The organism is Pseudomonas azotoformans (genome assembly GCF_001579805.1).
Classification (GTDB): Bacteria; Pseudomonadota; Gammaproteobacteria; order Pseudomonadales; family Pseudomonadaceae; genus Aquipseudomonas; species Aquipseudomonas azotoformans_A.
On sequence record NZ_CP014546.1, the window covers coordinates 37,102 to 63,301 of the forward strand.

At 55.1% G+C, this 26,200-nt stretch carries 27 protein-coding genes and 3 pseudogenes; 17 read left to right on the plus strand and 13 right to left on the minus strand.

The annotated features are described in order from the left end of the window. Positions 1 to 427: 427 nt before the first annotated feature. Positions 428 to 1,063, minus strand: a complete 636-nt coding sequence (locus tag AYR47_RS00195) for an SOS response-associated peptidase (protein WP_061433829.1) — start codon at positions 1,061 to 1,063, stop codon at positions 428 to 430. A gap of 136 nt (positions 1,064 to 1,199) precedes the next feature. Here AYR47_RS00195 and AYR47_RS00200 point away from each other — a divergent pair, with 136 nt between their 5' ends. From AYR47_RS00200 to AYR47_RS00230, 7 genes and pseudogenes are all read left to right on the plus strand, one after another. Then, positions 1,200 to 1,625: a LexA family protein gene (locus tag AYR47_RS00200; RefSeq protein WP_061433831.1), complete on the plus strand. Its 426-nt coding sequence runs from the start codon at positions 1,200 to 1,202 to the stop codon at positions 1,623 to 1,625. Further along, positions 1,618 to 1,939 (plus strand): annotated as a pseudogene (locus tag AYR47_RS00205) (Y-family DNA polymerase); the annotation flags it as partial. The gene AYR47_RS00200 and the pseudogene AYR47_RS00205, both read left to right, overlap by 8 nt. Positions 1,940 to 1,997: 58 nt before the next feature. Continuing rightward, entirely contained in the window at positions 1,998 to 3,311 is a 1,314-nt protein-coding gene (locus tag AYR47_RS33210; RefSeq protein WP_061433835.1) for a site-specific integrase, read from the plus strand. After that, complete coding sequence (locus AYR47_RS00215) at positions 3,304 to 5,040, plus strand: hypothetical protein (protein WP_061433837.1); 1,737 nt, start codon at positions 3,304 to 3,306, stop codon at positions 5,038 to 5,040. Before AYR47_RS33210 ends, AYR47_RS00215 begins: the two co-directional genes overlap by 8 nt. Next, the gene (locus tag AYR47_RS32850) at positions 5,037 to 7,058 is read left to right on the plus strand and encodes a hypothetical protein (protein WP_061433843.1); all 2,022 of its coding nucleotides are present in this window, start codon (positions 5,037 to 5,039) and stop codon (positions 7,056 to 7,058) included. The genes AYR47_RS00215 and AYR47_RS32850 overlap by 4 nt, the downstream gene beginning before the upstream one ends. Continuing rightward, positions 7,048 to 7,494: a hypothetical protein gene (locus AYR47_RS00225; RefSeq protein ID WP_061433845.1), complete on the plus strand. Its 447-nt coding sequence runs from the start codon at positions 7,048 to 7,050 to the stop codon at positions 7,492 to 7,494. The genes AYR47_RS32850 and AYR47_RS00225 overlap by 11 nt, the downstream gene beginning before the upstream one ends. Before the next feature lie 188 nt (positions 7,495 to 7,682). Then, positions 7,683 to 8,351 (plus strand): DUF4145 domain-containing protein, encoded by a 669-nt coding sequence (locus tag AYR47_RS00230; RefSeq protein ID WP_082781444.1) that lies wholly within the window; start codon positions 7,683 to 7,685, stop codon positions 8,349 to 8,351. Between the two features lie 300 nt (positions 8,352 to 8,651). Here AYR47_RS00230 and AYR47_RS00235 read toward each other — a convergent pair whose 3' ends face one another. From AYR47_RS00235 to merT, 10 genes and pseudogenes are all read right to left on the minus strand, one after another. Next, positions 8,652 to 10,088 (minus strand): IS1182 family transposase, encoded by a 1,437-nt coding sequence (locus tag AYR47_RS00235; RefSeq protein ID WP_061433848.1) that lies wholly within the window; start codon positions 10,086 to 10,088, stop codon positions 8,652 to 8,654. 153 nt (positions 10,089 to 10,241) lie between these two features. Further along, a pseudogene (locus AYR47_RS31660) lies at positions 10,242 to 10,736 on the minus strand (AraC family transcriptional regulator); the annotation flags it as partial. Between the two features lie 82 nt (positions 10,737 to 10,818). Beyond that, positions 10,819 to 11,460, minus strand: a complete 642-nt coding sequence (merB, locus tag AYR47_RS00245; RefSeq protein WP_061433852.1) for an organomercurial lyase MerB — start codon at positions 11,458 to 11,460, stop codon at positions 10,819 to 10,821. A gap of 285 nt (positions 11,461 to 11,745) precedes the next feature. Continuing rightward, entirely contained in the window at positions 11,746 to 11,958 is a 213-nt protein-coding gene (locus AYR47_RS31665; protein ID WP_082781445.1) for a DUF3330 domain-containing protein, read from the minus strand. A 160-nt stretch (positions 11,959 to 12,118) separates the two neighbouring features. Continuing rightward, positions 12,119 to 12,355, minus strand: coding sequence for a broad-spectrum mercury transporter MerE (gene merE, locus AYR47_RS00250; RefSeq protein ID WP_052024660.1), 237 nt, complete (start codon positions 12,353 to 12,355; stop codon positions 12,119 to 12,121). Then, a complete protein-coding gene (gene merD, locus AYR47_RS00255; protein WP_061433854.1) occupies positions 12,348 to 12,710 on the minus strand; it encodes a mercuric resistance transcriptional repressor MerD in 363 nt (120 codons plus the stop codon). The genes merE and merD overlap by 8 nt, the downstream gene beginning before the upstream one ends. 226 nt (positions 12,711 to 12,936) lie before the next feature. After that, the gene (gene merA, locus AYR47_RS00265) at positions 12,937 to 14,619 is read right to left on the minus strand and encodes a mercury(II) reductase (protein WP_061433856.1); all 1,683 of its coding nucleotides are present in this window, start codon (positions 14,617 to 14,619) and stop codon (positions 12,937 to 12,939) included. 32 nt (positions 14,620 to 14,651) lie between these two features. After that, entirely contained in the window at positions 14,652 to 15,086 is a 435-nt protein-coding gene (merC, locus tag AYR47_RS00270) for an organomercurial transporter MerC (RefSeq protein WP_061433857.1), read from the minus strand. A gap of 12 nt (positions 15,087 to 15,098) precedes the next feature. Further along, positions 15,099 to 15,377, minus strand: a complete 279-nt coding sequence (merP, locus tag AYR47_RS00275; protein WP_061433858.1) for a mercury resistance system periplasmic binding protein MerP — start codon at positions 15,375 to 15,377, stop codon at positions 15,099 to 15,101. Positions 15,378 to 15,390: 13 nt separating this feature from the next. Then, a complete protein-coding gene (merT, locus tag AYR47_RS00280; RefSeq protein ID WP_061433859.1) occupies positions 15,391 to 15,741 on the minus strand; it encodes a mercuric ion transporter MerT in 351 nt (116 codons plus the stop codon). A gap of 71 nt (positions 15,742 to 15,812) precedes the next feature. Here merT and merR point away from each other — a divergent pair, with 71 nt between their 5' ends. Further along, on the plus strand, positions 15,813 to 16,232 hold the full coding sequence (gene merR, locus AYR47_RS00285; RefSeq protein ID WP_061433861.1) for an Hg(II)-responsive transcriptional regulator: 420 nt from the start codon (positions 15,813 to 15,815) through the stop codon (positions 16,230 to 16,232). 199 nt (positions 16,233 to 16,431) lie between these two features. Here merR and AYR47_RS33220 read toward each other — a convergent pair whose 3' ends face one another. Continuing rightward, positions 16,432 to 16,614, minus strand: a complete 183-nt coding sequence (locus tag AYR47_RS33220) for a co-regulatory protein PtrA N-terminal domain-containing protein (RefSeq protein ID WP_061433862.1) — start codon at positions 16,612 to 16,614, stop codon at positions 16,432 to 16,434. Between the two features lie 427 nt (positions 16,615 to 17,041). Between AYR47_RS33220 and AYR47_RS00295 the strand changes: the two are divergent. The 9 genes and pseudogenes from AYR47_RS00295 to AYR47_RS00335 form a co-directional block, all read left to right on the plus strand. Next, a pseudogene (locus tag AYR47_RS00295) lies at positions 17,042 to 18,007 on the plus strand (DUF4113 domain-containing protein); the annotation flags it as partial. 122 nt (positions 18,008 to 18,129) lie between these two features. Continuing rightward, positions 18,130 to 18,885, plus strand: coding sequence for a hypothetical protein (locus AYR47_RS00300; RefSeq protein ID WP_061433865.1), 756 nt, complete (start codon positions 18,130 to 18,132; stop codon positions 18,883 to 18,885). A 329-nt stretch (positions 18,886 to 19,214) separates the two neighbouring features. After that, complete coding sequence (locus AYR47_RS00305) at positions 19,215 to 19,502, plus strand: hypothetical protein (protein ID WP_061433867.1); 288 nt, start codon at positions 19,215 to 19,217, stop codon at positions 19,500 to 19,502. A gap of 66 nt (positions 19,503 to 19,568) precedes the next feature. Further along, positions 19,569 to 20,243, plus strand: a complete 675-nt coding sequence (locus AYR47_RS00310) for a hypothetical protein (RefSeq protein WP_061433869.1) — start codon at positions 19,569 to 19,571, stop codon at positions 20,241 to 20,243. 6 nt (positions 20,244 to 20,249) lie between these two features. Further along, entirely contained in the window at positions 20,250 to 20,999 is a 750-nt protein-coding gene (locus tag AYR47_RS00315) for a TIGR03759 family integrating conjugative element protein (protein WP_082781446.1), read from the plus strand. Continuing rightward, positions 20,984 to 21,541, plus strand: coding sequence for a lytic transglycosylase (locus AYR47_RS00320; RefSeq protein ID WP_061433873.1), 558 nt, complete (start codon positions 20,984 to 20,986; stop codon positions 21,539 to 21,541). The genes AYR47_RS00315 and AYR47_RS00320 overlap by 16 nt, the downstream gene beginning before the upstream one ends. Continuing rightward, entirely contained in the window at positions 21,538 to 22,041 is a 504-nt protein-coding gene (locus AYR47_RS00325; protein WP_061433876.1) for an integrating conjugative element protein, read from the plus strand. Before AYR47_RS00320 ends, AYR47_RS00325 begins: the two co-directional genes overlap by 4 nt. 7 nt (positions 22,042 to 22,048) lie before the next feature. Continuing rightward, on the plus strand, positions 22,049 to 24,211 hold the full coding sequence (gene traD / locus AYR47_RS00330) for a type IV conjugative transfer system coupling protein TraD (protein WP_061433878.1): 2,163 nt from the start codon (positions 22,049 to 22,051) through the stop codon (positions 24,209 to 24,211). 14 nt (positions 24,212 to 24,225) lie between these two features. Continuing rightward, positions 24,226 to 24,981, plus strand: a complete 756-nt coding sequence (locus tag AYR47_RS00335) for a TIGR03747 family integrating conjugative element membrane protein (protein ID WP_061433880.1) — start codon at positions 24,226 to 24,228, stop codon at positions 24,979 to 24,981. Between the two features lie 36 nt (positions 24,982 to 25,017). Here AYR47_RS00335 and AYR47_RS31670 read toward each other — a convergent pair whose 3' ends face one another. After that, a complete protein-coding gene (locus tag AYR47_RS31670; protein WP_156487765.1) occupies positions 25,018 to 26,196 on the minus strand; it encodes a DNA cytosine methyltransferase in 1,179 nt (392 codons plus the stop codon). Between the last annotated feature and the right edge of the window lie 4 nt (positions 26,197 to 26,200).

Genomic DNA, 26,200 nt, shown 5'->3' on the forward strand with positions numbered 1-26,200 from the left:
TCACATGCCCGGTACACCTCCGGGCCGCTCTCCAACAGACGATGTTTGAAAGCCGGGTGAGCCACAACAACATCACATCGCGCTCTGGCAGACGACCAGTAACGGATGCAACACGGATCAGGTGCTTGAATTGTCCAGGGCGAAGGGATGTTGCACGGCGGATGGGGGCAGTCATGGGACTTTCTGTCAGGATTGATGACGAATCGCGAACGATCCTGAGAGAGTTGGCGGCAGGTTCTTTGCGAAGCCTACCACCAGTGCTTATGCGGTGTTCACGGAAAATGATAGAGGGCATAAACGGATATAGGTCGAGCAAAAAGCCAAAATAGCTCTAGATATGCAGTCGCATACTGTGAGCATTCACTATCGGGCTAGACCAGAACCGCGCCAGCGGCCTGCTTTTGGCCGATAGCTGCCATTCCCAGACTCAGCTAATTGCCAATCTGTCTGCTGGAAATCTGCGCATAAACCACATGCTTTCGGCTGCAGAAGCACTCAGCCAATCTGCATGTAGTCCCCTTGGTAGAATTACTACCATCCGCTTCTCATCGTCCGCCCGATGATAGTTACTCATGAGCTCATGATTTTTCGCATTCACCGTCAGCATCGTATAGCTAAACACCACATCCCCAGTCGGATCGCTCCAGCACTCCCACAACCCAGCGATCCCCATCAACTCGCTATCAGCCCGCGTGATTCGCGTTGAAATGGATTTCCCTGAACGCCAGTCCGGCTCATAGATCGCCTGTGCGGGGATGATGCAATGCTGCCCCTTCCGCCATGCATTACGAAACGACGGCTTTTCCGCAACCGTTTCAGAGCGGGCGTTGTACGTCCGACGCGCAATTTTGGTGTCTTTACTCCAGCCAGGAATGAGCCCGAATGTGCCTTTCAGTATTTCCAACCTCGGCTTTACCTCATCTTGCTCTTCAGCCATATCGGCGTTGCGGACAAAACTACCCAAATACCCTGGCCAAAGATCCAGCGCCCCCTGTTCAGGCGGAACGACACCAAATGCCCTTGCGAGCTGATCCGCCGTGGCGCCTTCGTAATGACTACACATGCTTGAGTTCTCCTACGCCCCTGGCCGTTGCCTAACCACAGCCACCCATTTGTCGAAATCCCCTACAGAAAAATTGACCGCAAGCCTCCCACAAAGTTAACTGTATATTCGTACAGCACTTGTAGAAGATAGCGCCATGAGCTTTTCCATTCTAGGTCCCATCGCCGAAGGCGGCGTGATATTGCCTTTCTGCTCCTTCCAGGTCCCAGCTGGCTTCCCCTCGCCCGCAGCCGACCACATTGAGCGGCATATCTCACTGGACGAGGTTCTGAACATCCGCGCCCCCCATGTCTACCTGATCACCATCACTGGCGACAGCATGCAGGGTGCTGGAATCTTTGAGGGTGACATTGGGATCGTTGACCGCTCCATCGAACCGGTTCACGGGCATCTAGTCGTCGCAGCGCTGAACAATGAGCCTATCTGCAAGCGCCTGTGCAAGCGCGGCAACGAGGTCATACTGCTGTCAGAAAACCCGAAATACCCTGCGCGGTACATCCTTGAAGGCGATGAGCTGTCGATCTGGGGCGTCATCACCAGCACAGTGCGCAGCCATGTCTAAGCAGGCCCCTGTCTACGCGCTGATCGACTGCAACAGCTTCTACGCCAGCTGCGAGCGCGTGTTCCGGCCGGACTTGGCCAAGGTGCCGATCGTGGTGTTGAGCAACAACGACGGCTGCGTCATTGCCCGCAGTTACGACGCCAAGCCCTTCATCAAAATGGGCGAGCCGTATTTCCAGATCAAGGCACAAGCTCAAGCAGCACGGCATCATTGCGTTTTCGTCGAACTACGCGCTGTACGGCGACATGAGCGAGCGCGTCATGACCTTGATCGAGGCCATGGTGCCGGCAGTCGAGGTGTATAGCATCGATAAGAATAAGTTGCATACTGTGGACGCCCAAAGTTAGATGGGGCACCCATGGACATTGACGCTTGTTTTTACAGAGATATCCCTTGGCTACCGTTGAGCACATTCACTTCAGTCCGCATGACCTTTCTGTCAAAGACCGCCTAGTTACCTACTCGTCGAATAGCTCCCGCGTAGTAATCGAAGGGCTACCACAAATATTCTGGGAGGACGGTTTGCCATGGAGAGAGGCCAATCTCTGGGCTATGGAGAGAGTCACCAATGGTGAGGCACTCCTTAAGACCGTTTCTAGCAACCTGAACGGGCTGTTGAACTACGCGAAGTTTTTGGAGAGTCGCAGGCTTCAGTGGTTTGAGTTTCCGTCTCGAAAGGCTGATCGATGTCTTGTTCAGTACCGTGGGGCGCTTATCAAGGCTCGTGATGCTGGTCATATCAGTCCTGCCACGGCTTCCGAGTACATGCGTAACTGCATCAGTTTCTACAGGTGGGTTAGGAGGCGCGGCCTTCTAAACCCGCTATTGCCGCTGTGGAAGGACATGCGCTATTTCATCAAATTCTTTGACCAGGTGGGCTTCGAGCGAACGCTAGCTGGCACCACCACCGATCTGGGTATTCCAAACCGAAAACGCATTGGGGGCACTTTGGAAGGTGGGCTACTTCCTGTGTCTGCGGCTGATCGAGACGCCATTCTTGATTTCGCAAAACAGAACGCCTCACCCGAGCTTTATCTGATGTTGGCTCTAGGTTTCTTTACGGGTATGAGACTGGGAACGATCTGTGACCTTCGTATTGATACGTTGGAGCGTGCCTTACATGATCCGTCTGCTAAAGGTCTGCTTCTGATATCCGTAGGGCCAGGTGCGTCCCCACCCGTGCATACCAAATTTGGAGTAACTGGCCAGGTATGGATTCCCGAAGCTTTGTGTTCAGAAGTCTTGGAGTACACCAAGAGTCTTCGCAGGTTGACTCGCGAGGCATCTGCTGCTGGCGAGCATCAAGACTTAGTGTTCTTGACACGATTCGGAAACCCTTTCGGACGTCGCAACAGTGATCAGTCTTCGGCCATAAACGTTGAGATGTCATCGCTTAGAAAATTAGGTATCGCGTCGGGCATCAAAGCGCTCAGGAAATTTCGCTTCCACCAATCCCGATGCACCTTTGGAACTGAGCTAGCTAGGCTCGCTTTAGCAAATTGCACTGATGTGGCGATAGTGATTGCGACTGTCAGCAATGCATTGCTTCACGGGCCAAATTCGGAGGCTACCACCTTCAAATACATCAAATTTGTGCAGGCCGCACCCGCTAAGCAGGCCATTGCGAACAGCTTCATGGCTGCGTTTACAGGGATTGCTTCGATGCAGGGAGCAAACAATGAATAATCTGACGTTTTCAGACCTAACGTTTCCAGTGCTTGAGTACGCGAAAAATGAGACGCCCTGGGATCTGGCACCACTTTTATACAGCGGTGGTGCTAAGGCAAAGGTGAAGACTGTACGCAGTAAAATCACATCAGGTGCTTTAGGTGATCCTTTGCTGGAGCGGGTAGAGCTTGTGAAGGAGCTCCATGACTGTTTGACCGACGACCTTGTCGGCGGGGGGAGCCGCTTTTCGGCAAATAACAAGATTGGCGCGTTGAGGAAGTTTTTTCAGTGGGTGGATCAGTGTGAGCGTCCTTTGAGCATTGATACGGTCGCGGAGGAATACCTGGGGTGGGCTGAACATCTTCTACAGCGTCATCGCGTGGAAGGATACCTAACTGCCGGATCGTTATACGACACGGCAAGTTTAACCGCGACGATGCTCGACCGAGTTCTACGCCGAAGCTCGACGCTTCTGTACAGCACCCGAATTCGCAAGCCTAGAGGCAACGGAAGGGCCAGTAATGGGGGCGCTAATAAGCAAAGTTTAGAAGAGAGCTTTTCATTCGGGCAGTTCATTGCCGACCTCTGTACGGCCCTTACCTATGAAGCAGTGACGGGGCCACTTCCCATCCAAGTGGAATTGCGGTCGGGTTCGACGCTACCTATCTGGTGCGGCCTGCGCGATACAGAGAAGGAAGCGTCACGACGAATTCGACCTCAAACCAAATTCCAGATTGCGGACATCCTTCGAAACCGCGAACTTCGGAATTCTGACGTTTCAATCAACACTCGATACCCGGCGGTGAATCTACGAATCGAAGCCGAGCTGCTTATGTTCATCGCACAAACCGGCATGAATTTATCGCAGGCGCATCAGCTTCGAATCGACCAATACCATTACATGAGTCATCTTGATGGTTACCAAGTGAGGTCTTACAAAAATCGCCGTCAGGGTGAAGTGCTGTTTGAGGTTTTCTCAAGCTACAAGCAGTGGTTCGAACGCTACATTGAGTGGCGAAACACGTGGTTTCCAGACGATCTAGAGGGGCTTCTTTTCCCTCTTGTCCGTCCAGGGGGACGTCTCGCTTTAGAAGCTCCTCAGTTCACGGCTATTGCGCGCGTCTGCACCGTTTCAAATGTTCGATTCGTTCGACCTCGCAAGCTCCGGGGCGCGCGTATCAATTGGCTGTTACGTGAGTCGCAACGCCCCGAACTGGTGGCGGAAATCGCACAGCACACCGCTGAAACTTTGATTCGTGTGTACGCCGAGCCCAATCCGCAAATTGCGATGATTGAAATCACTCGATTTCACCGGCAAGCAGATCCCGTCGTTTGCTCACCTGCTCCAGGTACTTGTGTGGCGCCGATACCAGAATCGGTCGTGGATGCTCCGACTAATGCTCCTGGTCCCGATTGTATTAACGCAGCGGGTTGCCTTTTCTGCGTCAATCATCGGGATATTGAAAGCGAGGATCACGTCTGGTCTCTGAGTAGTTTGCGAGTGCTCAAGAGCTTGGAGCTGGCTAGATACCGCCCAGCTTGCACGGATAGATCTGACGAGGCTCACCATCCAGCGATGCTTGCGGTCGAGCGTCTGAGTGCGAAGTTACGATTCTTTCAAGAAAGTAGCGAGGTGCGTCGGCTTTGGGTTGAAGAGGCACTGGCTCGCATAGCTGAGGAGGACTATCACCCAGCTTGGGACGGATTTATTCGGCTTGCGGAAGTTACAGAGGGGCCTTCCCTATGAATATGCTCACGACGTTAGGGCTTTCTATCGAGTCGCCTCTCGCCGTTCCTGGGGCATCGAATTACCGTCCAGAGAGCTGGCCTCCGCCACCTGATTGGCCGGTCGTAATTGATGCACAGGGCAAAGTAATAAGCCGTTGGGGCGATCCAATTTGGAGGCTTGATCCATGGGCCAAGAAGGCACTGACGCTGAATTTTGGTGATGGGCCAGTTAAAAAATCAGCGGCGCCAATTAGCTCAAAGAACGCAAATTTACTTCGAATCATCACTGGCTGGTGGCTATACGGGCCGTACGGCGCTCGTGGCTACAGATCCCTTAAAACGCGTTTCGATCAGATGCGACGGCTCTTTGTTCTTTGCGAAGAGGCAGGAATCCTTGCCAGCGAATTAAGCCACTTTCCACGCGTATGCGAACGGATCCCTGCCTTTCTTCAGACCTCGAGAAAAACCGAGTTTCTGACGTTAATGCATGAGCTTTACGCGTCCAGAGAGGCCGTAGGGTTTACGTTGCTGGATTCAGGCTCTCTAACCCGTCTAGCTGCGCTTTTTCCCACTCACCACACCTCTCAAACACCGTACATCCCGCCACGTATTTGGCGCTATCAAGTTACTAGGCTGCGAGAGTGCCTTGATGACTTCCTATCCCATCGAGAACAGGTTGAAGCTTGTTATCGGTTCTGTTTCGCGGCTTACGAACATAACCAGAGGGTTTCGGAGAGAACGGCGTGCGTAAACGCCCCGCCTTTTAGCGGCCATAAAAAGCAGTTATCAGGCTCTAAAACGGGGCTTCGTTTTCTCGGCGCGTTTGCAGATACCGCGAAACGCTTCGGCATCCTTGAGCTACTTGAGCGTTGGGTGGGTCGAAGTGACGACCTACAAGTAAAAGCGTTGACTAGCTATCTGAAACTGGTCAACCGCGCGGGATTAGCTTACATCCTTAACTTCAGTCTTATGCGGGTCGAAGAAGCCTGGAATCTTCGAGCCGGATGCCTTGACGTCGAGCACGACAAGAGTTTCGGCGACATTTTTTTGTTACGTGGACAGACTACAAAAACGCTGTCTGATAGCGACGCCCTGTGGGTCACATCCCCCTCTGTGGAGGTCGCCGTGAGGGCGATGGAGGTGATCTCCCTGTTCCGCTCATTACACGCGTCTCACTCAGAAGCGAATGGTCTTGCTGGGCGTTATTTGAGTGATTCTTATAACGAGCCGTGGAGCCCAGTGCGCAAAAAAGATGATCACTCACTGAGACCGAGCATTCCGCCATATTCCGATCTTTTGGGGCAGTTCGACAAGCTCTTTGATTTAGAGCGTTTGCGTATCACGCCTGAGGATTTGAAATTGGCCCGGCTAGCTACCCCTACACTGCCGGAGGAGTATCAAGTGGGCGCTGTATGGCCGTTGGCGTGGCATCAGTTGCGTAGAACTGGGGCAGTGAACATGCAAGCTTCCGGGCTCGTAAGTGATGCTTCGCTTCAGTACCAGCTCAAGCACGTCACTCGATCAATGAGCCTTTACTACGGACAAAATCACTCGCGGGTGCGTCTAGAGGAGAAGGCTCACACCCTGTACGTTCGCACAATGTACGAGACGCTTGGAAGAGAGTTACAGCAGCTTACGAGTGAGCGTTTTGTCAGTCCACATGGAGACAAACGAAAGGCCGAGATCGTTCGGCTGATTTCGCCAGAAGATGCGAAGAAGATGATTGGTTTGGCCAAGAAAGGCGCTGTGGCCTGTCGCCCGATCATTCTTGGCGTTTGTTCGAGTCGGGAACCTTGTCCGTACGGCGGAATTGACAACATTGCCCATTGCGGGGGCGGTGATTCAGTGGGTGCAAAACCTTGCCCTGATGTGCTGTATGACTCAGAACGATTGGGCACGGTAGATGATCTTGAACATGTACTCAAAGAGCGGCTTGCGACTGCTCAGAATGGGAGTCCGCTAATGGAATCGTTGATGGCTCAACAGCGAAGCGTAGAGAGCTTCCGTCGTGTCGTAGGGAGCGCAAATGGACGTTGAACTCCCTGCTCGCCGCAGCGCGGCTGATCAATATCGTGATGCTTTTGAGCGCCTGAAACGCAATAGGCCACAGCTTCTACCAAAGGGGACACCAGTCACTCAGAACAACGTGGCCAAAGAGGCCGGGAGCGATCCGTCGGCGCTTAAGAAATCTCGTTTCCCGAGTCTCATCGCAGAGATAAAAACCTACGTGGAACAACATGCGGAGGAGCGACCTCCTTCGTTGAACAAGGTAAATCTTCTCGCCCGGCAGAAAAGCCGCGCCCTGCGTGATCGGATTGAGCAAGTTGCCCGGCAGCGCGACCAACTCGCAAGCTTATTGAGCGAAGCGGATGCGAAAATCATTGAGCTGTATGACCGTATCGCTGAACTTGAGCGGCAGTTGCCTGCGTCCAACATAATTTCGTTGGATCCGCATGGGCCCAGAAAGCTTTGAGAGGACAGCTCGTATGCAGCTAGTCGCCTGGGTGTACACGACCCGCGACTAGCCACTAAGCGAAAACCCATCAGCGCTCCTGCCTGGTGCATGGGAGGTGGGATAATCAGCGGACTATGGCTTTTAATCGAGTTTAAAGACCAATCCGGTTAGATTATCGAAAACAACAGGATGATGGATTGGTATAAATGAGCAAAGTCGACGGTACGCCAGGCTATAGAACGGAAAGCTTCAATTGCCCGCGCTGTGGTGCATTCGCCGGCATGAAATGGAGCGACTTGCTCTTGAACAGCAATGAGTACGCCTCTGTATCCTTTTCGTTCTGTTCCGCTTGCAAAGATCCCAGTATTTGGATCACTGATGAAGGTGGTGGCAGGAATGGCCTCAAGCCTGGAATGCCTATGGAAGGGCATCTAGGAAGCAGGATAAAACTGATTTTCCCTTTGGAGTGCGTCGCACCCAAGGCAGAAGATGATATGCCTGAGGGGATCAAAGCGGATTATGAAGAAGCTAGATTGGTTTTCAGCCACTCTCCTCGCGCTGCGGCTGCTCTGCTGCGATTGTGTGTGCAAAAGCTTTGTGAGGAGCTTCTAGGCAAACCAGGCAAAATCCACAATCAAATTGGTGAGCTTGTAGAGTTGGGATTGCCCAGCCGACTGTTGAAGGCGTTCGATACCATTCGTATCTTCGGAAATGAGTCGGTACATCCAGGAACTGTCAATCTCAATGACAGCCCAGAGGTCGCGCTAGCGCTTTTTACCCTGCTGAACATGGCGGTTCGTCACTGCATTACAGAAGAGAAGGAGCTGGAGGCAATACGTGCGTTAACTCCTGAACATAAGCGGCGGAACATCTAGCTAGTCCATGAAGGCAATGCTTGTAGCCAGCGTCTGGTTGGTGTAAGTGCGCCGGCATTGGAGAAGCCCTCAGGAAGGGCTTCTTTTGGCCGATTTCTGCCTGTCGTGAAGGGCTGCATCCGACCCAGGCTGTGTGAAAACGCGCTAAAGACGTCGAAAACTGAGAGTCGCGAGGGTTGCCTGTGGAATCAGTGAGCGGAAGCGCGAATTACCTTAGTCAGCTACATAGACGTTCGTAATGCCGTTTGGGCCGCGTCAGCGGCCCAAACGGCTACTAACTGGCGAGCCAAGTGGCTGGATTTACGCCCTGATCGCCTCAAGCAGTCCTACGATGCCGAAGATGCTCATCATTCGTTTGAGGTTGTAGGCGAGTACATGAAGACTCATTTCGGTACTTACCCGCGGAAGTGTTTTGGTCAGGAAGTGGGTGGCTCCCATCCAATATTTGAGCGTTCCAAAAGGATGCTCAACAGTCTGGCGGCGAACCTTCATCTTCCCCGGGTCATGTTCCAGCCGAACCTGCATCGCGTCGATTACCGCCTCATGTTCCCAGCGCTTCACACGGCGCTCCTTACCCGTCGTACATTGTTTTTGCATTGAGCAGGACTGGCAGCCCGAGAAGTAGTAACAATGCAATAACATGCCGTCTTCCATCGACGAATGCCGCCTGGTTAGTAGCTGCCCCGCTGGGCATCGATACTCGTCCGATGCAGCAAGGTAGATGAAGTCCTGCTTACCAAATCGGCCTTCGGCTTTGCTGCCAGATGTGAGGGGTTTCGGTACGAAGGTAGTGATGCCGGCTTGCTCGCAAGCAAGGATTTCCAGACCTTTGTAATAGCCTCGGTCGGCCACCACCGTTAGCGATTCAGCCTCGATTTCTTCACGCGCTTGGTTCGCCATATTGCTCAGTTGCCCACGATCATTACCAACGTTGGTCACCTCATGGGCAACGATCAGATGGTGTTTGTCGTCGACAGCTGTTTGTACGTTGTAGCCAACCGTTCCGGTGCCTCGGCCGCTCGTGGCCATTGAGCGTGCATCTGGGTCTGTGAGGGAGATCTGCTGGTCTGGACTTTCGTGGAGCTGCGTCTCGATTTCCTTGAGTTTCTGCATCTGCTTTTTCAGTGTTTCTATCTTTTCTTTAAGCCGCTCTGCTTTGGCCTCGGCCACTTCGGGCGTTGCCCGATCCGCCGAATCCATCGCTGCCAGATATCGATCAATGCTCTGCTCGACCTGCTGCATGCGTGCCTTCACCTTGCCCTGAGTGAAGTTGCGGTCGCGATTATTGACGGCTTTGAATTTGCTGCCGTCGATGGCAATGATCGACTGAGAGAAGAGATTGAGGTTGCGGCAAAGCACCACGAACTGGCGGCATACGCTGCGAATGGCTTTGCCGTTGTCTTTGCGAAAGTCGGCAATGGTTTTGAAGTCCGGAGCCAAACGCCCCGTCAGCCACATCAACTCGACGTTACGCTCGGCCTCACGCTCAAGCCGGCGGCTGGACTGAATCCGGTTGAGGTAGCCATAGATATAGATCTTCAGCAAGACCGCTGGGTGGTAGGCCGGACGACCAGTTGTGGCAGGATCGACGCCCTCAAAACCAAGTGCGCCCAGGTCGAGTTCATCGACGAAAACATCGACCACACGCACTGGATTTTCTTCGGCTACGTAATCGTCCAGACACTCTGGCAGCAGTGTCACTTGCGTCCGAGCCTCACCTTCAATAAATCGCTTCATGATCGCCCCCGATACGATCTAGACGATCAGAAGGTTAGACAATCACTGGCGTTTTCACACAGCCTGGACCCAAAGCGGACGGTCATCTTAGTCTGAGTTCAGCTTGAACAGGCCGGCCGTTCACCCAAACCCTCTGCCAATCTAAGTGGCTTATCAACGCCCAGAAGAACAGCGGGTGAAGTGTGGGGTCATGTGACTCTGGTCATGGAACCATGCCGCCAGAGCGGCATCCACCAGCGTGAATCGGTCAAGCACCAGTGCGCGGGACAGGTCCAGGCGGCGCAAGGTCACGAACCGATAGTGGCTAGCGCCATACAGAACCCTGAAGTCTCGGGAAAGACTCCACCTTTCGCGGCCGCTGGCATGCTCAAGCATCTCCAGCGTAATGCCCAGGTGAAAATGAGCCATAATGAATTCCCTTGCGCGCTCGGCCGCTTGATAATCCAGACGCTTGCGCTCGTGAGGTTTACCAGCAACCGCACGCAGTGCCGTTGCCAGATCAAACAATGCGTCCTGTTCCTACAGAGCGTCGAGCGGATGATCCATTGCCTGTACAAAAGGTTCGCTGGCCTGATACAGACGTGGGTCGTTCGAGAGTCCGCCGACAATAAAGGGCAATGGTTCTCCATCTAATACCTGTTGGATCAGGTGTGTAATTGCATCGACGTGACCACCCATTTGCACTCCATTTGACCAGGCGTTTGCATCCGACATGACCACGAGTAGGCATTCACGATGGGGCTGGTCCGGCAGGACCTAACAATTTGCAACCGATCGCGTGCCCCAGACGAAACGCTTCCTCAACACTAACAACAATCGCCGTCTCGCCGTGTTGCGACATCCACTTGTCGGCCACAGCGGCAGAGGCGAAAAAATGCACATGGCAGCAAAAGGAGCGGCGGATGTCGGACGATTCATCTGGCAGCAGCAGCGATACCACTGCTTCCGCAGGCTCAATATGACTGACTTGATTCGGTGTCACGTTGAGCGACACTGGCGCTCCTGTCGCGGGGCAGCGCGAAAGCACGCGCGCCTCCTTGCCGATTATCACGGGGAACATTAGGGTGTCCAATGCACACCAGGTGTAGAGGCGTCGGCCATCGATTTCAAAGGCATGAGACGTCTTGCGCAGCGTTAAGCCATAGCCGACGATGTTCTCCTCCTCGTCGTTCTCGGTGCCGGGTATCTGGTCAAGTGCCGCCGCGACTCTTTCGGTAGACCAACCGAGCGCGGCTCCAAGCGTCTCTCGTGAAACTGGACTTCCCAAGGCAATCTGGCGAAGAAGAGCAACGAAGAGGTCCGCGAAATCATCTGTGCTATTGGCAGAAGAGAGGCTTTCAACAATTTTGGTGATGTACAGCGTGGTTTCCATGGTTCCTGTCCTATTTCATTGCTGTTTATCCGGCGCAGCAGGATCGCTGTGTCACATCCTTGGTGAAGGTTTGCGCGGCGAGCTTCAGGCCCTCGACCATCGTCAGATTGGTGTAACGGCTCGCGTTTGAAATCGGCCGGGCTCGCAATCTATACCATTTCTAGCTCAAATTAACTGCGACTGACGAAGCCCTCGGGCTCACATTAGCTACGAGCGAACTTGCATTTAATTTCAATGGGCTCACGCTTTCTGCAATTAACCAGAGCCACTTTCCAGAGCCAAAAATTAGTCGTCGTGACGGGTACTGACCTTTGGTGTACAGGGGTGATCAGGCTCGGATGCCGCTCTCCTATCCGCGCGAGACATGAAACGCTGATAGCACTCCAGGCCACAGAAGTGCACGACGTACTCGGTACCTTCCGGCGTAAGCGCGGCGTCAAGGGAAATTTCCTTGCAACATTCGCAGCAACTGATAGTGGGGGTGTCGTTTGCGTTCACGATGGGGTTCCTCCATCGTCCAAGAAAACCTAGTAACCCTTCCGCACCTGTGATCGAACCTGTGCGCAGATCGATCTGCGGCTGGTAGTGCAGCAGAAATTCCCAACGCTCCCAAGTCTGCCGCAACTCGGCAGTGGAGACTGCGCAGTGTCTGAGATGGTCACTGCCGCACTCGAAAGGCCCGTAGTGCTGCTCTCAGGAAGAGGATGAAGACAACCGCCAGTGCGAGCGCAGCGAGGCTCCAATGTTCGCTGACGAAGGCCCCGGCCGCAGTCCCCGAAAGCAGCAATGCCAACACCGGCAAATGGCAGGGGCAAGTGAGCGCGGCGAGCACACCCCACGTGTAGGCGCGCCAGCGGGGCATCTTGATTGATTCGGATTGGTTGGTATTACGCATGGGCGTGACCTTCGACGGCGCGATGGGTCAGCCCGGCCAACTCCGTTTTCACTGCGGCTAAAACTGCCAGCCGTGTCGCGATTTGCCCAAGCAAGCGGTCGATACACCCGATCACATCGGTACTATCGTCTGCATCGAGCGCTCGACAGAGCCGCGCCAAATCGTCGAGCCCGATACCGGACTCGAAGGCGGCACGCACGAAGCACAGCCGCGCCAGGGACCGCTCATCGAAAATGCCGTAACCGCTTTCCGTGCGCCGCGCGGGATGCAGCAAGCCGCGCAGCACATAATCGCGGACTATATGGACACTGACGCCCGCGTCCTCGGCCAATCTGGATATGGAGTAGGCATTCATCACCGACACTCCCGATCTTCACCGTAAACTGGGGCGCTCAGATATTTCCTTCCAGCCAGGCGCTCAGGTAGCCAGAGGAGCAACGGTGTAGCCCCCAGAGCCAGTAGCAGCCTGGACACGACGGCAGGCAGCCCCCAGATGCTGATCACCTGCCATGTCTTGCGTAGGCTGTCGCACCTACCGAGATCGTCTGCCATGTTGCTCATGTTTCAACCTCCCTCTCTCATTACCCAGCGCAGCAGGACAACTGTTTGACGTCCTTGTTAAAGGTCTGTGCGGCGAGCTTCAGCCCCTCGACCATCGTCAGGTAGGGGAACAACTGGTCAGCCAGTTCCTGCACGGTCATACGGTTGCGGATGGCGAGCACCGCCGTCTGGATCAGTTCACCCGCTTCGGCAGTCACCGCCTGCACGCCGAGCAATCGGCCGGAACCCGCTTCGGCGACCAATTTGATGAAACCCCGCGTGTCGAAGTTGGCCAACGCGCGCGGCACGTTGTCCAGGGTCAAGGTACGGCTGTCGGTTTCGATCCCGGCGTGGTGCGCTTCGGCTTCGCTGTAGCCGACGGTGGCCACTTGGGGATCGGTGAACACCACGGCTGGCATGGCATCGAGATTGAGCGTCGCCTCGCCGCCGGTCATGTTGATTGCCGCGCGGGTGCCTGCAGCAGCTGCGACGTACACAAACTGCGGTTGGTCGGTGCAGTCGCCGGCCGCATAGATATCCGCTGCGCTGGTACGCATGCCCTGGTCGATCTGGATACCACCGCGCTCGTCCAGCTTCACGCCGGCGCCGTCCAGATTCAGGCCCTGGGTGTTCGGCAAGCGCCCGGTGGCAATGAGCAGTTGGTCGGCACGTAACTCACCATGGTTGGTGGTCAGTACGAACTCCCCGTTGGCGTGGGACACTTGGCTGGCTTGCGTTTGCTCCAGCACTTCGATGCCCTCCATGCGGAAGGCCTCCGTCACCGCCGCGCCGATGGCCGGGTCTTCGCGGAAGAACATCGCACTGCGTGCCAGGATCGTGACCTCGCTACCCAGCCGGGCGAAGGCCTGCGCCAGTTCCACCGCCACTACGGAGGCGCCGATCACGGCGAGCCGCTTAGGGATTGTGTCGCTCGCTAATGCCTGGTCTGAGGTCCAATACGGCGTGTCTTTCAGCCCTGGAATCGGCGGAATGGCCGCGCTTGCGCCGGTGGCGACCAGGCAGCGGTCGAAGGCTACGATGCGCTCGCCACCCTCGACCAGTTCCACGCTGAGCGTGTGGCCGTCCTGGAAACGGGCGGTGCCGCGCAGCACGCTGATGGCCGGCGTGCTCTCCAGGATGCTTTCGTACTTGGCGTGGCGCAGTTCGTCGACACGACCCTGTTGCTGGGCGAGCAACCGCTCGCGCAGGACCGTCGGCGTTGTGGCGGACAATCCAGTATCGAACGGACTTTCGCGGCGCAGATGAGCCACATGCGCGGCGCGAATCATGATCTTGGAGGGCACGCAGCCAACGTTAACGCAGGTGCCGCCGATGATGCCGCGCTCGATCAGGGTGACGCGCGCACCGCCTTCCACCGCCTTGAGCGCGGCCGCCATGGCGGCGCCACCGCTGCCGATGACCGCGACGTGGAGCCTGTCACCCTCTTTCCCGGCGTCAGTGCTACCGCTCAGCCAGCCCCGTGCCTTGTCGAGCAGGCCGGGACGGACTGGTGCCGTGGCGTCTTCGAACGCCGCTCGATACCCCAGAGCCTCGACGGCGGCCTGCATTTGCTCTCGGCTTACGCCCTCGTCGGCCTTCAATTCCGCCTGCCCGCTGGCGTAGGAAACATCCGCCTGATGCACGCCCGGAATCTTCTCCAACGCATCTTTCACATGCTCGACACAGGAGGCGCAGGTCATGCCAATGATTTTTAGTTCGGTCATAACGTTACTCATTAGATCGTCTCTTGTCAGGTTCACTGGTTTGGCGGCGTCGGACAGGAATCCGGCCCGCAACGGCGGTTGGCGGGCGACACCAAATCCCATATCGACACCCCAAACATGAGGGCCAGGCCGATATAGAGCAACCAGCCGCTCCGCCAGCCGTAAGCCCGCATAAAAAATACCGCTGCCAGCACCAAGGTAGGACCGATCAGGCCGAGCACAGTCCGTCGCCATTGCCGATGATTGAGCCAGCCAAGGGCATTAACGAGCAGAGCCAGTCCAGCAAACAGGGGCAGCAGCGTGGTGATGAACAGGCCTTCCCACTGGCTCAAAAAACCCAGACCGATCGCGGCCCCCAGACTAGCAAGGGCGGGAAAGCACATAGCGCAGCCTATTGCAGAAATCAGCACGCCAACGGACCCGGCTTTGTCACCGATCCGAGTGAACAGATTGAGAGGATTTGCCATCGGAACTCCCTCCTATTGCTTGACGCTGGACGGATAGCCGGCGTCCTCGGTCGCCTTGGTCAGCGCCGGGGCAGTGGTCTTGGCGTCGTCGAAGGTGACGATGGCCTCGCGTTTCTCGAAACTCACCTCAGCCTTGGTCACGCCATCGACCTTGGTCAGCGCCTTCTTCACCGTGATCGGGCAGGCGGCGCAGGTCATGCCCGGCACCGCCAGAGTGATGGTCTGCATGGCTGCCCAGACAGGCGTGACAACCAGGGTGGCAAGGGCGATGGATGCGAGCAGTTTTTTCATGGCGAACTCCTGATCAGTAGAACAAGGGAAGGATGTAGGGGAAGCCGAGCGCGACCAGCACCAAGGCCGCTACCAGCCAGAACAACAGCTTGTAGGTGGTGCGTACCTGAGGGATGGCGCAGGCCTCGCCCGGCTTACAAACTTGTAGTGGTCGAAAAATGCGCCGGTAGGCAAAAAACAGCGCGATCAACGCCCCGCCGATAAAGATCGGGCGGTAAGGTTCCAGCACGGTCAGGTTGCCGATCCAGGCCCCGCTGAATCCCAGGGCAATCAGAACCAACGGCCCAAGACAGCAAGCCGAGGCGAGAATCGCTGCAAGCCCTCCAGCGACAAGAGGGGCGCGCCCGTTTGATGGTTCAGACATGCATTTCTCCTTTCGAGCATTTGAGCGATGGGTTAAGGTTAGTCCCGTAGTCAAGTACGGAGTCAAGTACCATGGATAACACTGCGGGAAGCCTGACCATCGGCGCTTTCGCCAAGGCGGCCGGGGTCAACGTGGAAACCATCCGGTTCTATCAACGCAAGGAACTGTTGCCCGAACCAGACAAGCCCTATGGCAGCATTCGCCGCTACGGCGAGGCGGATGTCTCACGGGTGAAATTCGTAAAATCCGCGCAACGGCTAGGCTTTAGCCTCGAAGAAGTGGCCGGGCTATTGAGGCTGGATGACGGCGCTCACTGCGATGAAGCGCGTGTGCTCGCCGAGCAGAAGCTCGTGGATGTGCGTGGGAAACTTGCGGATTTGAAGCGGATCGAGTCAGTTTTGGAGCAACTGGTTCACGACTGTTGTGCGAGCCACGGGACTGTTTCCTGTCCGCTGATTGTTTCACTGCATAGGAACAAAGAGCCGCGCTGACCTACGATCAGCAGTTTCGTAAGGCGCCCCTGTTGGTCGGCTAGGGCTTAAAGAAAACGGCGCTCAATGAGCGCCGCTGAATGGCCGAAGGAGCACTCGCAGAGGCCACAGATGGGTAACTGACATCTACGCTCGTGCCTTATCAGGACAAACTCACACTGAGTCTGGTCGAGCGGAACGTGCAACGGTTGCTCATGTCCTACCTTGCGGGTGAACAGACGGGCTGCTCCCCTTGTTGCTTAATCTTCACCACCAAGGCTGCCTCAGCCTTGTCGTGCATAGAGGCGGCCCGCTCAATCAAACGATCGCTCCCGCCCTCGGCCCATATCGTGGATGACAGCAGAGTCGAACCAACTATCAGCAGTAGTCTTAGGTATTTCATAACAGCCTCCTCTCGGGTTTTATACCCACGAGTCGACTCTATCTCCGTAGTTAAGTACGGAATCAAGGAGGAAATGGAGTTGAAGAGAACCTAGATTATGGCGCTGAGAGAAGATGGTAGGGCTTAAGTGCACTTTCTGTTCCGTTGCCCCCCAACCCCCAGCGAGACGAAGCAGGATCGGAACCGAGCGCTTCTGGCGGGAAGCAGACCTGCGTTGACAGTCCACTTCTGGCGATAGCTGCCTGTTATGAATGATCCCATTAGGACAGAAGCGGTTCTGTCCACAGTCAAAAGCAGATTTTGGTATGGACAAATCAGACTCTGAAAGCCCCTAATAGGTGCGTATCCATGGACATGGTGCATTCAGCGTGAAACCAGGATTGGCGCAAGTTTCACGCATGTCCATGGGTTGACATCTTTCCTTTAGATTGACGAGGCGTTTGCCGATCTCACGGGAATGGCAGACCTCGATGCTCTGGGCCGTCGGATTCGGAATCAGGTGCTGCGCTGTACGGGAATCCCGGTAGGTGTAGGCATAGCCCACACCAAAACATTAGCAAAGCTGGCCAACCACACTGCGAAGCGCCTTCAGGGGCAAACCGGTGGAGTGGTCGACATCTGTTCCCCAGCCAAACGTGACTGGGTACTGCGCAACACCGATGTGGCCGAGGTCTGGGGTGTTGGTCGACGAATGAAGCTGCACCTGGATGGGATGGGTATCAAATCCGCGATGGACCTGGCCAAGGCGGATCCTTCGATGCTGCGCAGCAAGTTCAGCGTAGTGATCGAAAAAACCGCGCGGGAGTTGTCCGGCACGCCATGCCTGGAGCTAGATGAACCTGACCCGCCAAAACAAGAAATCTGCTGCAGCCGGATGTTCGGCAAGCGCCTGACCGAACTGGCGCCGATCAAGGAGGCTGTGGCCACCTACATGATGCGGGCCTCCGAAAAGCTGAGGGCACAGAAATCCCTGTGCAAAAAAGTCCGCGTGTCCATTCGCACAGGGATGTTCAACCCCGACGAGGCGAAGTACGCCAATGGGGTGGTGGTGGATCTGCCGTACCCAACGGACGACGTGCGCCTGCTTACGCGGGCCGCTGTTGAAGCAGTCGGGCAGGTTTTTCGCGCGGGGTTCAACTACAGCAAAGCCGAAGTCATGTTGCTCAACTTATGCCAATCGGGTGAGTACACGGATGATCTGTTTGCGGTCTCGCAGCCAGCCGAGGCGACCAGGGTGATGACTGTTCTTGATGAGATCAATGAGCGTTGGGGAAAGGGCACGCTGCGGTCGGCGAGCGTGCCGGATAACCCTGACTGGGCGATGCGGCGTGATTTGATGAGTCAGAGCTATACAACTCGGCTGGATCAGTTGTGGTCGGTTAGGTGTCATTAGGAGCGTCCGTCCAGTAATGGACAAACCACAAGGCGAAATGACATCATTGAAAACTTTATCGCGATACTTCGCTATTAGCTTGAGCGAGCTAACGGTAATCACAACTCGTACAAAGGACAAGTATGGATATTATCGACTTCGTATTTTTAGCCGTTATTAGTTTACTTATGTCTTGTATAGCAATTTTTTTTCGCGCATATCACAAAGCAAAAGGGAACAATAGAGCGCTGCTAGAAGATACTGCACGGATCGAGAAAGAAAAACAAAAAATAATTTACGAATTTGGCATCGAAAGTGAAAAAAACAAACAGAAACATGCTAGGGAGATCGAGGATCTAAAACAGCAAAATGCCGAAAAGCTTGATCAGCAAAAAAGAGCCCATGACGTAGACATTCAGAAGCGTAAATACAAATACGAATCTAAATGCCGAGAATACTATGCAGCAATGGACGAACTGGATGAATTTCGCGGTTTGAACATTGAAATTATTGAGAAAGAACTAGGCCCGATGATCTCAGCATGTTTCGCCAGTGATCTTGGAATATCAAATAACTTATTTGTAGATGCCAATGAAAAAGCAATAAAAATAATTGGCGACGTCAGGGCGCAGGAAGCCAAGCTCTTTTCACAGCTAAATGGGCTCAAACTAAGTGCAACTAAAGAAATCTTAGATATCATAGAGCAGCTACGAGAAACCACTACTCAATCAAAATACTACCTCGAAGAAATTATCAGCTATGTATTCAGCCCTGAATTCCGCCACACCAAAAGTATACCGGAGAAAATCCAGAGCAAATCTGCCGGACTAAACGAGCGAACTACTCATTTAAACAAGAAGCTTCTTATCGCACTCCGAACAGACTTGGATCAGTTGTAAAAAGATATGGCAGACGGACCCAGCAAATTCAACATCTGCCGCACAAAGCATGAAGACTACGCAGCTCCTCTTGCCCCCTCCTCCTCACCCACCTTATAGTCCGCCCGTCGCCCACATGGCGACCGGGTTTGGCGACCCGTTGTGGAATGCAGAAGCGTTTGCTTGATTGCAGGCGTTTTTGCATGCGCATAGATGTCGTTATGGCAGCTGTGCGTGGGAGACCTTCGGGTCTGCCGGCTTCCACACCGGTTCGCCAACCTGCGTACAGTTGCCACCCAGTCGTTTGGCGACGACAGGCTGGTAAATCTCTCTCTTGTGGAGCTTTACTCATGAACGACTACATCGCACTCACCAGCGAAACTGACGGATCTCCCGCCTTATTCGTCAAGACCTCAGCCCCCTTGAACAACCTGCTCGACGCTGCCAACTATCGCATCCGTGCGGTCACGCAGGTTCTCGAAAACCTTGCAATGCGCAGCGAAATCACTACCGACTCCGTGGTCCTCAGCGACTTCGCGCAGCTGATGTGCATTCCGCTGCGCGATGGCTGCGACTTGCTGAATGTGATCGCTCAACGCCTGGATCTGGAACGGTCGAATTCCGCTGCACGGGAATAACCTATTTCCTGCTGCGCGCCATAAGCCCGTTTGAGAGGGTGTCCTCGTTTCCGCGCGAGGACGCCCATGAAATCATCACGCCCCACACGTACCACTGCAATTCTCAGCCTCTGCTCAGCCATTTTGGCCGCGCTGCTGCTGTATGAGCACCAGCAAATCGTCCTGCTCAGCGAGCGTTTGACGACATCCGCAAACAACGAGTCGATCAACGAACTGCTGGTAAAGGTTCGTGAGATAGATGATCGGCTTGGCCGGATTGACGACAAGAAGCCGGTCTCCGACGAAGACTTTCGTGCCGGCCAGCAAGCCTTGTCGAACCGAATTGATGCAGCGCAGAGGGCTGCGGAGCAAGCCTCGGAAGTGGCGCAAGACATCTCCAGCACGCCCACTGCGGAATGGTTGTCACTGAAAGCCGAAGTGGAGTCGCTCAGTGCACGCGTTCACGACCTGATCCGAGTCCAAACCAAGCAACAATCAAAGCTCAACGATGCGGCCAACAAGGTCAGCTCCGCCCCAGCCAAACAACAAGATCCGCCATTCACCGTCGTGGGTATCGAGTACCGAGGCGGTGAACGCTTTCTCTCTGTCGGCCCACTTGATAGCACTCGATTGAGCCAGCTCTACCTCATCCAACCGGGCGACACCGTGGCGGGCACCTCCTGGCGACTCAAGGCGCTGGAGAACAACTCCGCTCGCTTCGACGTGGCCGGTACACCTCAAGTCGTCACTGTAGAGCGATAAGTCTTTATGCTCGCCTCTCTCTCGTCAGTGAAAAAAACCATCCTGGCGCTCATCTTGGGCACGGCAACGCTCGTAGCTACATGGAGCGCCTTGGCGGCTGCCGATCCAGAATCCGCCACCAACACAAAGCTCAGTGATACCCACATCACTCAGACTGAGTTGGCCCGCGAATGGGGCTTAACCTCCCAAGAATGGAAGCGCTACCAAACGTTGATGAATGGCCCACGGGGCATATATTCGCCTGGCCTGGATCCCTTAACAACCCTGGGCATCGAGGCCAGAACCGCCGACGAGCGCAGGCGCTATGCAGAACTGCAGGTAAAGGCCGAACGCGAACGCGTTGATAAGGAGCTGGCCTATCAGCGCGCCTACGACCAAGCATTCGCCAGCCTCTACCCCAGCGAAAAGATCATTCAAATCACGCCCAACCCGCTGTCCCTCGCCTCACGTCCACCGCCCCAGCTGAAAGCCGCGAGCCGACTGGCGATCTTCGTACAAGACAACTGCACGCCGTGCATCGCGCGCACCAAAGAACTCCAAGCCCAGAAGCTGCCCTTCGACCTCTATTTCGTCGGTAGCCAAGGCGACGACCGAAAAATCCGCCGATGGGCGCTGGCAGCCGGTATTGAGCCGGAGCGTGTACGCGACAAGCAGATCACGCTGAATCACGACGAAGGTCGCTGGCAAAGCACAGGCCTCGGCGGCGAGCTACCGGCCGTAGTGCGAGAGGTAAACGGACAGTGGCAACGTCAGTAGGCTGCACAGTATTGGCAGCGAGCCTTTTGCTCAGCGTAGCCTTTGCGAGCGCTAGGGAGACTCCACCACCGGCCTATCAGTTGATCGCTCTGCCTGCCGGTGTGCCTTCTGAGGTGCTGTATTCCATCGCCTTACAGGAAAGCGGTACCAGGCTTCGTGGGCAACTGGTGCCTTGGCCTTGGACATTGAATGTTGCCGGCAACGGCTACCGCTTCGCCAACCGCAGCGATGCATGCGGTGCATTGCTGCACGCGCTGCGAACTGCCGGTTCCCATCGCGTCGACGTAGGTCTAGGGCAAACCAACCTGGGCGCAAACGGCCATCGCTACAGTTCGCCCTGTGAAGGGCTGGACCCGCACAAAAACCTTGCGGTCACGGCGCGGATCCTGGCGGAGCACAAATCCAAAGGTGGCGACTGGATCACCGCCGCCGGCCGCTACCACCGCCCGGCCGGGGGCGAGCCCGCAGTCCGTTATCGCCGAGCATTTACCAAACATCTCAACCGTGTCATCGGCACAACCCCAATGGTGAATAACCCATGAACCGACTTTTCAATGCCGTGCTATTGCTGTGTTTGTCCGCGCCTCTCGTGACGAATGCCAGTCCGTTGATTGTGGTTGAAGACCGTGGCGGGGTGTCCGCCCTGCCCTACTACGAAGGCTTGATGCCGGAGCCTACCGAGCAATCGCCATCGCTGGCTGACATTGGCGTACGTGGCCAGGGCGCGTTTCCAGTGACCTCCGAACATCTGACACCCGGCGAAGTGCAAGGTCGTGTTATCAACGCCCCGGGCCTACAGCCGTTGTTCGTCATTGGTGATGACGACGTGTCCAGAGCCTGGCTATCGCAGCGCCGAGAACAATTACAGCAACTACACGCCCTCGGCCTGGTGGTCAACGTGGCCAACGCCGTGCGTTTTGCCGAAGTGCAACGCTGGGCGGCAGGCCTTCAGGTGGTGCCCGCGCCCTCTGATGATCTCGCGCACCGCCTTGGGATCAGGCACTACCCGCTGCTGATCACTGCCACATCGATTCAGCAGTAAGCGAGCCATGGCCACCTCCTATGCTATCGAGGCGCTGCTGCGACCGGCCGTTGAGCTGTACACCGTGGTGGTGTGCGCCACAGCTGCCCTTCTGTGTGTTTTTGCGCCCTGGGCGTTTGCGCTGACGCCGCTGTTCGGGGCGGTCGCAGCAACAGGGTTTCTATGCCTAGGTTTTATTCGGCTGAGGCAGGCGCTAGTGGTCCTGCGCTACCGCCGCAATATCCGGCGTCTGCCCCGCTACACCATGACCAGCACGGATATTCCGGTCAGCAACGAACGCCTGTTCATCGGCAAGGGTTTCCGGTGGACGCAGAAACACACGCAGCGCCTGATGGACACGTACCTGCCCAAATACGCCGAATACGTCGAACCGACCTCCGTGTACAAACTCGCCCGGCGAGTAGAGGAACGGCTGGAGTACGCCCCGTTCCCCATCAAGCTACTGACGAAAGCCACGTCGTGGGACGTCGCACTCAACCCCGCCCGCCCACTTCCGCCGGTCGGTGGCCTGCCGCGCCTTCACGGAATAGAACCACACGAAGGCGACGTCAGCTTGCCGTTGGGTGAGCGGGTTGGCCATTCCCTGGTACTGGGAACTACACGGGTGGGCAAGACGCGGCTGGCCGAGCTGTTTATCACCCAGGATATTCGGCGTATGCACAAACGCGCGAATTCAGACGCGGGCCTGGACCGAGAGGTGGTGATTGTCTTCGACCCCAAAGGCGATGCCGACCTGCTGAAACGCATGTACATCGAGTGCAAACGCGCCGGACGCCTGGACGAGTTCTACGTTTTCCACCTGGGCTGGCCCGACCACTCCGCACGCTACAACGCTGTGGGGCGCTTCGGCAGGATCTCGGAGGTGGCAACACGGATTGCTGGCCAACTCTCGGGGGAAGGCAACTCCGCCGCTTTCCGCGAGTTCGCCTGGCGCTTCGTCAACATCATCGCCCGCGCCCTGGTTGCCCTCGGCCGTCGACCGGATTACGAGCAGATCCTCAGGCATGTGATCAACATTGACGCGCTGTTCGAGGAATACGCCAAAAGCTACTTCGCCGAGCACGACCCCAAAGCCTGGCAGACCATTGTTGAAATCGAAGGCAAGATCGATCGCAAGAACCTCAGTTTCGCCATGAAGGACCGCCCGCTGCGCGTGGTTGCGCTCGACATGTACCTCACGCAAAAACGTATTTCTGATCCCGTTATGGATGGCCTTCGATCAGCTGTTCGGTACGACAAAACCTACTTCGACAAGATCGTCGCCAGCCTCCTACCGCTGCTGGAGAAATTGACCACCGGCCGGATCGCGGAACTGCTATCGCCTGACTACATGGACCTTGAGGACCCACGACCAGTCTTCGACTGGATGCAGGTTATCCGCAAACGCGCGGTGGTGTATGTCGGCCTCGATGCGCTTTCCGATACGGAGGTTGCCGCGGCTGTGGGTAACTCTATGTTCAGCGACCTGGTGTCGGTGGCGGGCCACATTTACAAATTCGGCATTGATGATGGCTTGCCAGGGGCCGTCGGCGGCAAGGTAGCGATCAACGTGCACGCCGACGAGTTCAACGAGCTGATGGGCGAAGAGTTCATCCCGATGATCAACAAGGGCGGCGGCGCCGGCATGCAGGTCACTGCTTACACCCAGACCATGAGCGACATCGAGGCGAAGATCGGTAGCCGTGCGAAGGCTGGCCAGGTCATTGGTAACTTCAACAACCTGTTCATGCTGCGCGTGCGCGAGACCGCCACTGCTGAGTTGCTGACCAATCAGTTGCCGAAGGTACAGGTGTTTACCAGCACACCGGCCAGCAGCGCCAATGATTCAATCAATGGCAAGGCGGCGTTCACCTCCAACACACAGGACCAGATTCAAAGCGTCAGCGTGCCGATGCTTGAGCCTGCGCATGTGGTTGGGCTGCCGAAGGGGCAGTGCTTTGCTCTGATTGAAGGGGGAAATCTGTGGAAGATTCGTATGCCGTTGCCGGCGAATGATCCTGATGAGGTTATGCCCAAGGATCTTCAGGCGATCTCTGAAGGGATGCGTAAAGGGGCTGATAGCGGTAGCGACTGGTGGAAGGCGCCGGGATACCAGGCTTTGAGTGAAGCGCTGCCAGATGATCTGCTGGACGATTTTCGGCAGGTGGCCGTCGGGGAAACAAATAGCTAAGCAGGGACGAAACAATGGCCAATATCGCGCAGAGAGCTGAGCAACAGCAGGAAGGTGAGAAGACCATTCTGGGGGCGCTGTTTGCAATGCCCTTCCAGTTCATCGGCGTGATGTTCGGATCTCTGCTAGGGGCGATCATCATTGAGTGGTTCTGCATGTATGTGTTCTGGCCGGATGAGGGCTGGAAGCATGCGCAGCGGATGTTTGAGTACGAGTTGGGGTGGTTGTCCCAGGACTTGATGCAAAGCGTGATGATCAAAGAACCTGGACGTACTGCAGTGTGGCTGACGCAAACTGTCTACGAATGGCTGGTGGTGAAGGCGGGCTTGCAGGAGAGCGTGCATGAGCTTATTGAGTATGCTCACACACCGACTCAGTACCAGGTTGGCAAATTTGATCTGCGATATGAAATGAACCGGGCGATGATGAGCGTTCAGGATTACGCATTAGCTGCACTGTACACCGCCCTGACGTTTTGTGTGCGGGTGGTAATTCTGACTCTAACGACTCCGCTGTTTGTGCTAGCGGCGTTTACGGGGTTGATAGACGGGCTGGTACAACGTGACTTGAGGAAGTTCGGGCACGGTACAGAGTCGAGTTATTTATATCACAAAGCCCGTGAAGCCATTATTCCGTTAGCAATTACACCCTGGGCCGTGTACTTGGTTATTCCAGTCAGCCTGAACCCGCTAATAATTATGCTGCCATCTTCAGTTGCATTAGGCGTCGCAATTAGAGTTACCATATCTGCATTTAAGAAATACATCTAATTACGGCTCACTCCCCCCAAAACACCACGAAAAAAGTTAAATATTACCATCAACCGTCAACCCCTTAGCTTCTCCTGTTCGTGCCAATGGAGATATAAGTGCGTCTGCTAAAAAACGTACTACAGGTATTGCAACACCGTCTCCAACAACCTTTGCCGCATGAGTCTTGGCAGAAGGAAGTAAATAAGAATCCGGTAACCCCATCAATCGAGCAGTCTCCCTAGCAGTCATATGTCTGGTTTTAATTGATTTCCCTTCAATAAAAATCAACATTTGCCGAGACGACCCACCATCAGATGCTCTCAAACACCCCGCGATACCGTCCAATCTTATCTCGGTGAAAGATTTCATTCGGCCATCGAAAGGACGCATACGCCGAAATAGTGTTCCGACCGTAAGAGAGCCTGCGCCGGCAACACTTTCTATTTTACTTTTATTTATGGGTGACATTGCGCCAATTAGTTTCTGAGTCTGCTCATGGGTGTGCCACGTAGGACCCTCGCCATCTAGAATATCAAAGATTGTCAACCTCATTGTTGGAGGAGTCGGAAGGCGCCACCATATGTAGTGTTTGCGCACCTCGGGAGAAAGCTTTGCTACCGCCCCAACTAAATCATCAGGATGCCAAATTTTAATCGGTCGACTTAATTGTAAATCATCAGAAACTTGTACATCACTGCGAATTGCAACTATAAAAATCCTGGGGCGACTTTGTGGGAGAAAATGAACAGCGTCAATTACAACAACTCCAAATCGATATCCGCTGCCCACAAAGCTTTCAGCAACAGTGCCAAAATCTTGTCCATTGCGGGATCTTAATAGCCCTCTGACATTCTCTAAAACAACAATTTTGGGATGAGAACCTGCAACAAACTTTTTGTGAATAATTTCCCACCAAGCAGTAAAAACTGAAGATGCTGCACCCAGCAATCCCTCCCCCAACCCCGCAGAGCTAAAGTTTTGGCAGGGAGTACTAGCCCAAGCTAGATCTAAGTTATCAGGCACAGCATTAGGCGAAACCTGCCGAACATCGCCGTATATTAGATCATCGCCACCCCAGTTATCCGAGTAACACTTGACTTTTATACGATCAAAATCATTAGCAAGCACACACTTCCAATCACTACCGAGTCCAGCTCTAGCCATACCCCCGCCTGCGAAAAACTCTGCCCAATATAGGCATGAATCTTGGGAAGAAAAGGTTAAGTCAGTCAAAGAT

Coding starts and splice junctions, on each gene's coding strand:
- AYR47_RS00195 (WP_061433829.1), bottom strand. CDS start 1,063: ATGTGTAGTCATTACGAAGGCGCCACGGCGGATCAGCTCGCAAGGGCA.
- AYR47_RS00200 (WP_061433831.1), top strand. CDS start 1,200: ATGAGCTTTTCCATTCTAGGTCCCATCGCCGAAGGCGGCGTGATATTG.
- AYR47_RS00215 (WP_061433837.1), top strand. CDS start 3,304: ATGAATAATCTGACGTTTTCAGACCTAACGTTTCCAGTGCTTGAGTAC.
- AYR47_RS32850 (WP_061433843.1), top strand. CDS start 5,037: ATGAATATGCTCACGACGTTAGGGCTTTCTATCGAGTCGCCTCTCGCC.
- AYR47_RS00225 (WP_061433845.1), top strand. CDS start 7,048: ATGGACGTTGAACTCCCTGCTCGCCGCAGCGCGGCTGATCAATATCGT.
- AYR47_RS00230 (WP_082781444.1), top strand. CDS start 7,683: ATGAGCAAAGTCGACGGTACGCCAGGCTATAGAACGGAAAGCTTCAAT.
- AYR47_RS00235 (WP_061433848.1), bottom strand. CDS start 10,088: ATGAAGCGATTTATTGAAGGTGAGGCTCGGACGCAAGTGACACTGCTG.
- merB (WP_061433852.1), bottom strand. CDS start 11,460: ATGGAAACCACGCTGTACATCACCAAAATTGTTGAAAGCCTCTCTTCT.
- merE (WP_052024660.1), bottom strand. CDS start 12,355: ATGCGTAATACCAACCAATCCGAATCAATCAAGATGCCCCGCTGGCGC.
- merD (WP_061433854.1), bottom strand. CDS start 12,710: ATGAATGCCTACTCCATATCCAGATTGGCCGAGGACGCGGGCGTCAGT.
- merA (WP_061433856.1), bottom strand. CDS start 14,619: ATGACCGAACTAAAAATCATTGGCATGACCTGCGCCTCCTGTGTCGAG.
- merC (WP_061433857.1), bottom strand. CDS start 15,086: ATGGCAAATCCTCTCAATCTGTTCACTCGGATCGGTGACAAAGCCGGG.
- merP (WP_061433858.1), bottom strand. CDS start 15,377: ATGAAAAAACTGCTCGCATCCATCGCCCTTGCCACCCTGGTTGTCACG.
- merT (WP_061433859.1), bottom strand. CDS start 15,741: ATGTCTGAACCATCAAACGGGCGCGCCCCTCTTGTCGCTGGAGGGCTT.
- merR (WP_061433861.1), top strand. CDS start 15,813: ATGGATAACACTGCGGGAAGCCTGACCATCGGCGCTTTCGCCAAGGCG.
- AYR47_RS33220 (WP_061433862.1), bottom strand. CDS start 16,614: ATGAAATACCTAAGACTACTGCTGATAGTTGGTTCGACTCTGCTGTCA.
- AYR47_RS00300 (WP_061433865.1), top strand. CDS start 18,130: ATGGATATTATCGACTTCGTATTTTTAGCCGTTATTAGTTTACTTATG.
- AYR47_RS00305 (WP_061433867.1), top strand. CDS start 19,215: ATGAACGACTACATCGCACTCACCAGCGAAACTGACGGATCTCCCGCC.
- AYR47_RS00310 (WP_061433869.1), top strand. CDS start 19,569: ATGAAATCATCACGCCCCACACGTACCACTGCAATTCTCAGCCTCTGC.
- AYR47_RS00315 (WP_082781446.1), top strand. CDS start 20,250: ATGCTCGCCTCTCTCTCGTCAGTGAAAAAAACCATCCTGGCGCTCATC.
- AYR47_RS00325 (WP_061433876.1), top strand. CDS start 21,538: ATGAACCGACTTTTCAATGCCGTGCTATTGCTGTGTTTGTCCGCGCCT.
- traD (WP_061433878.1), top strand. CDS start 22,049: ATGGCCACCTCCTATGCTATCGAGGCGCTGCTGCGACCGGCCGTTGAG.
- AYR47_RS00335 (WP_061433880.1), top strand. CDS start 24,226: ATGGCCAATATCGCGCAGAGAGCTGAGCAACAGCAGGAAGGTGAGAAG.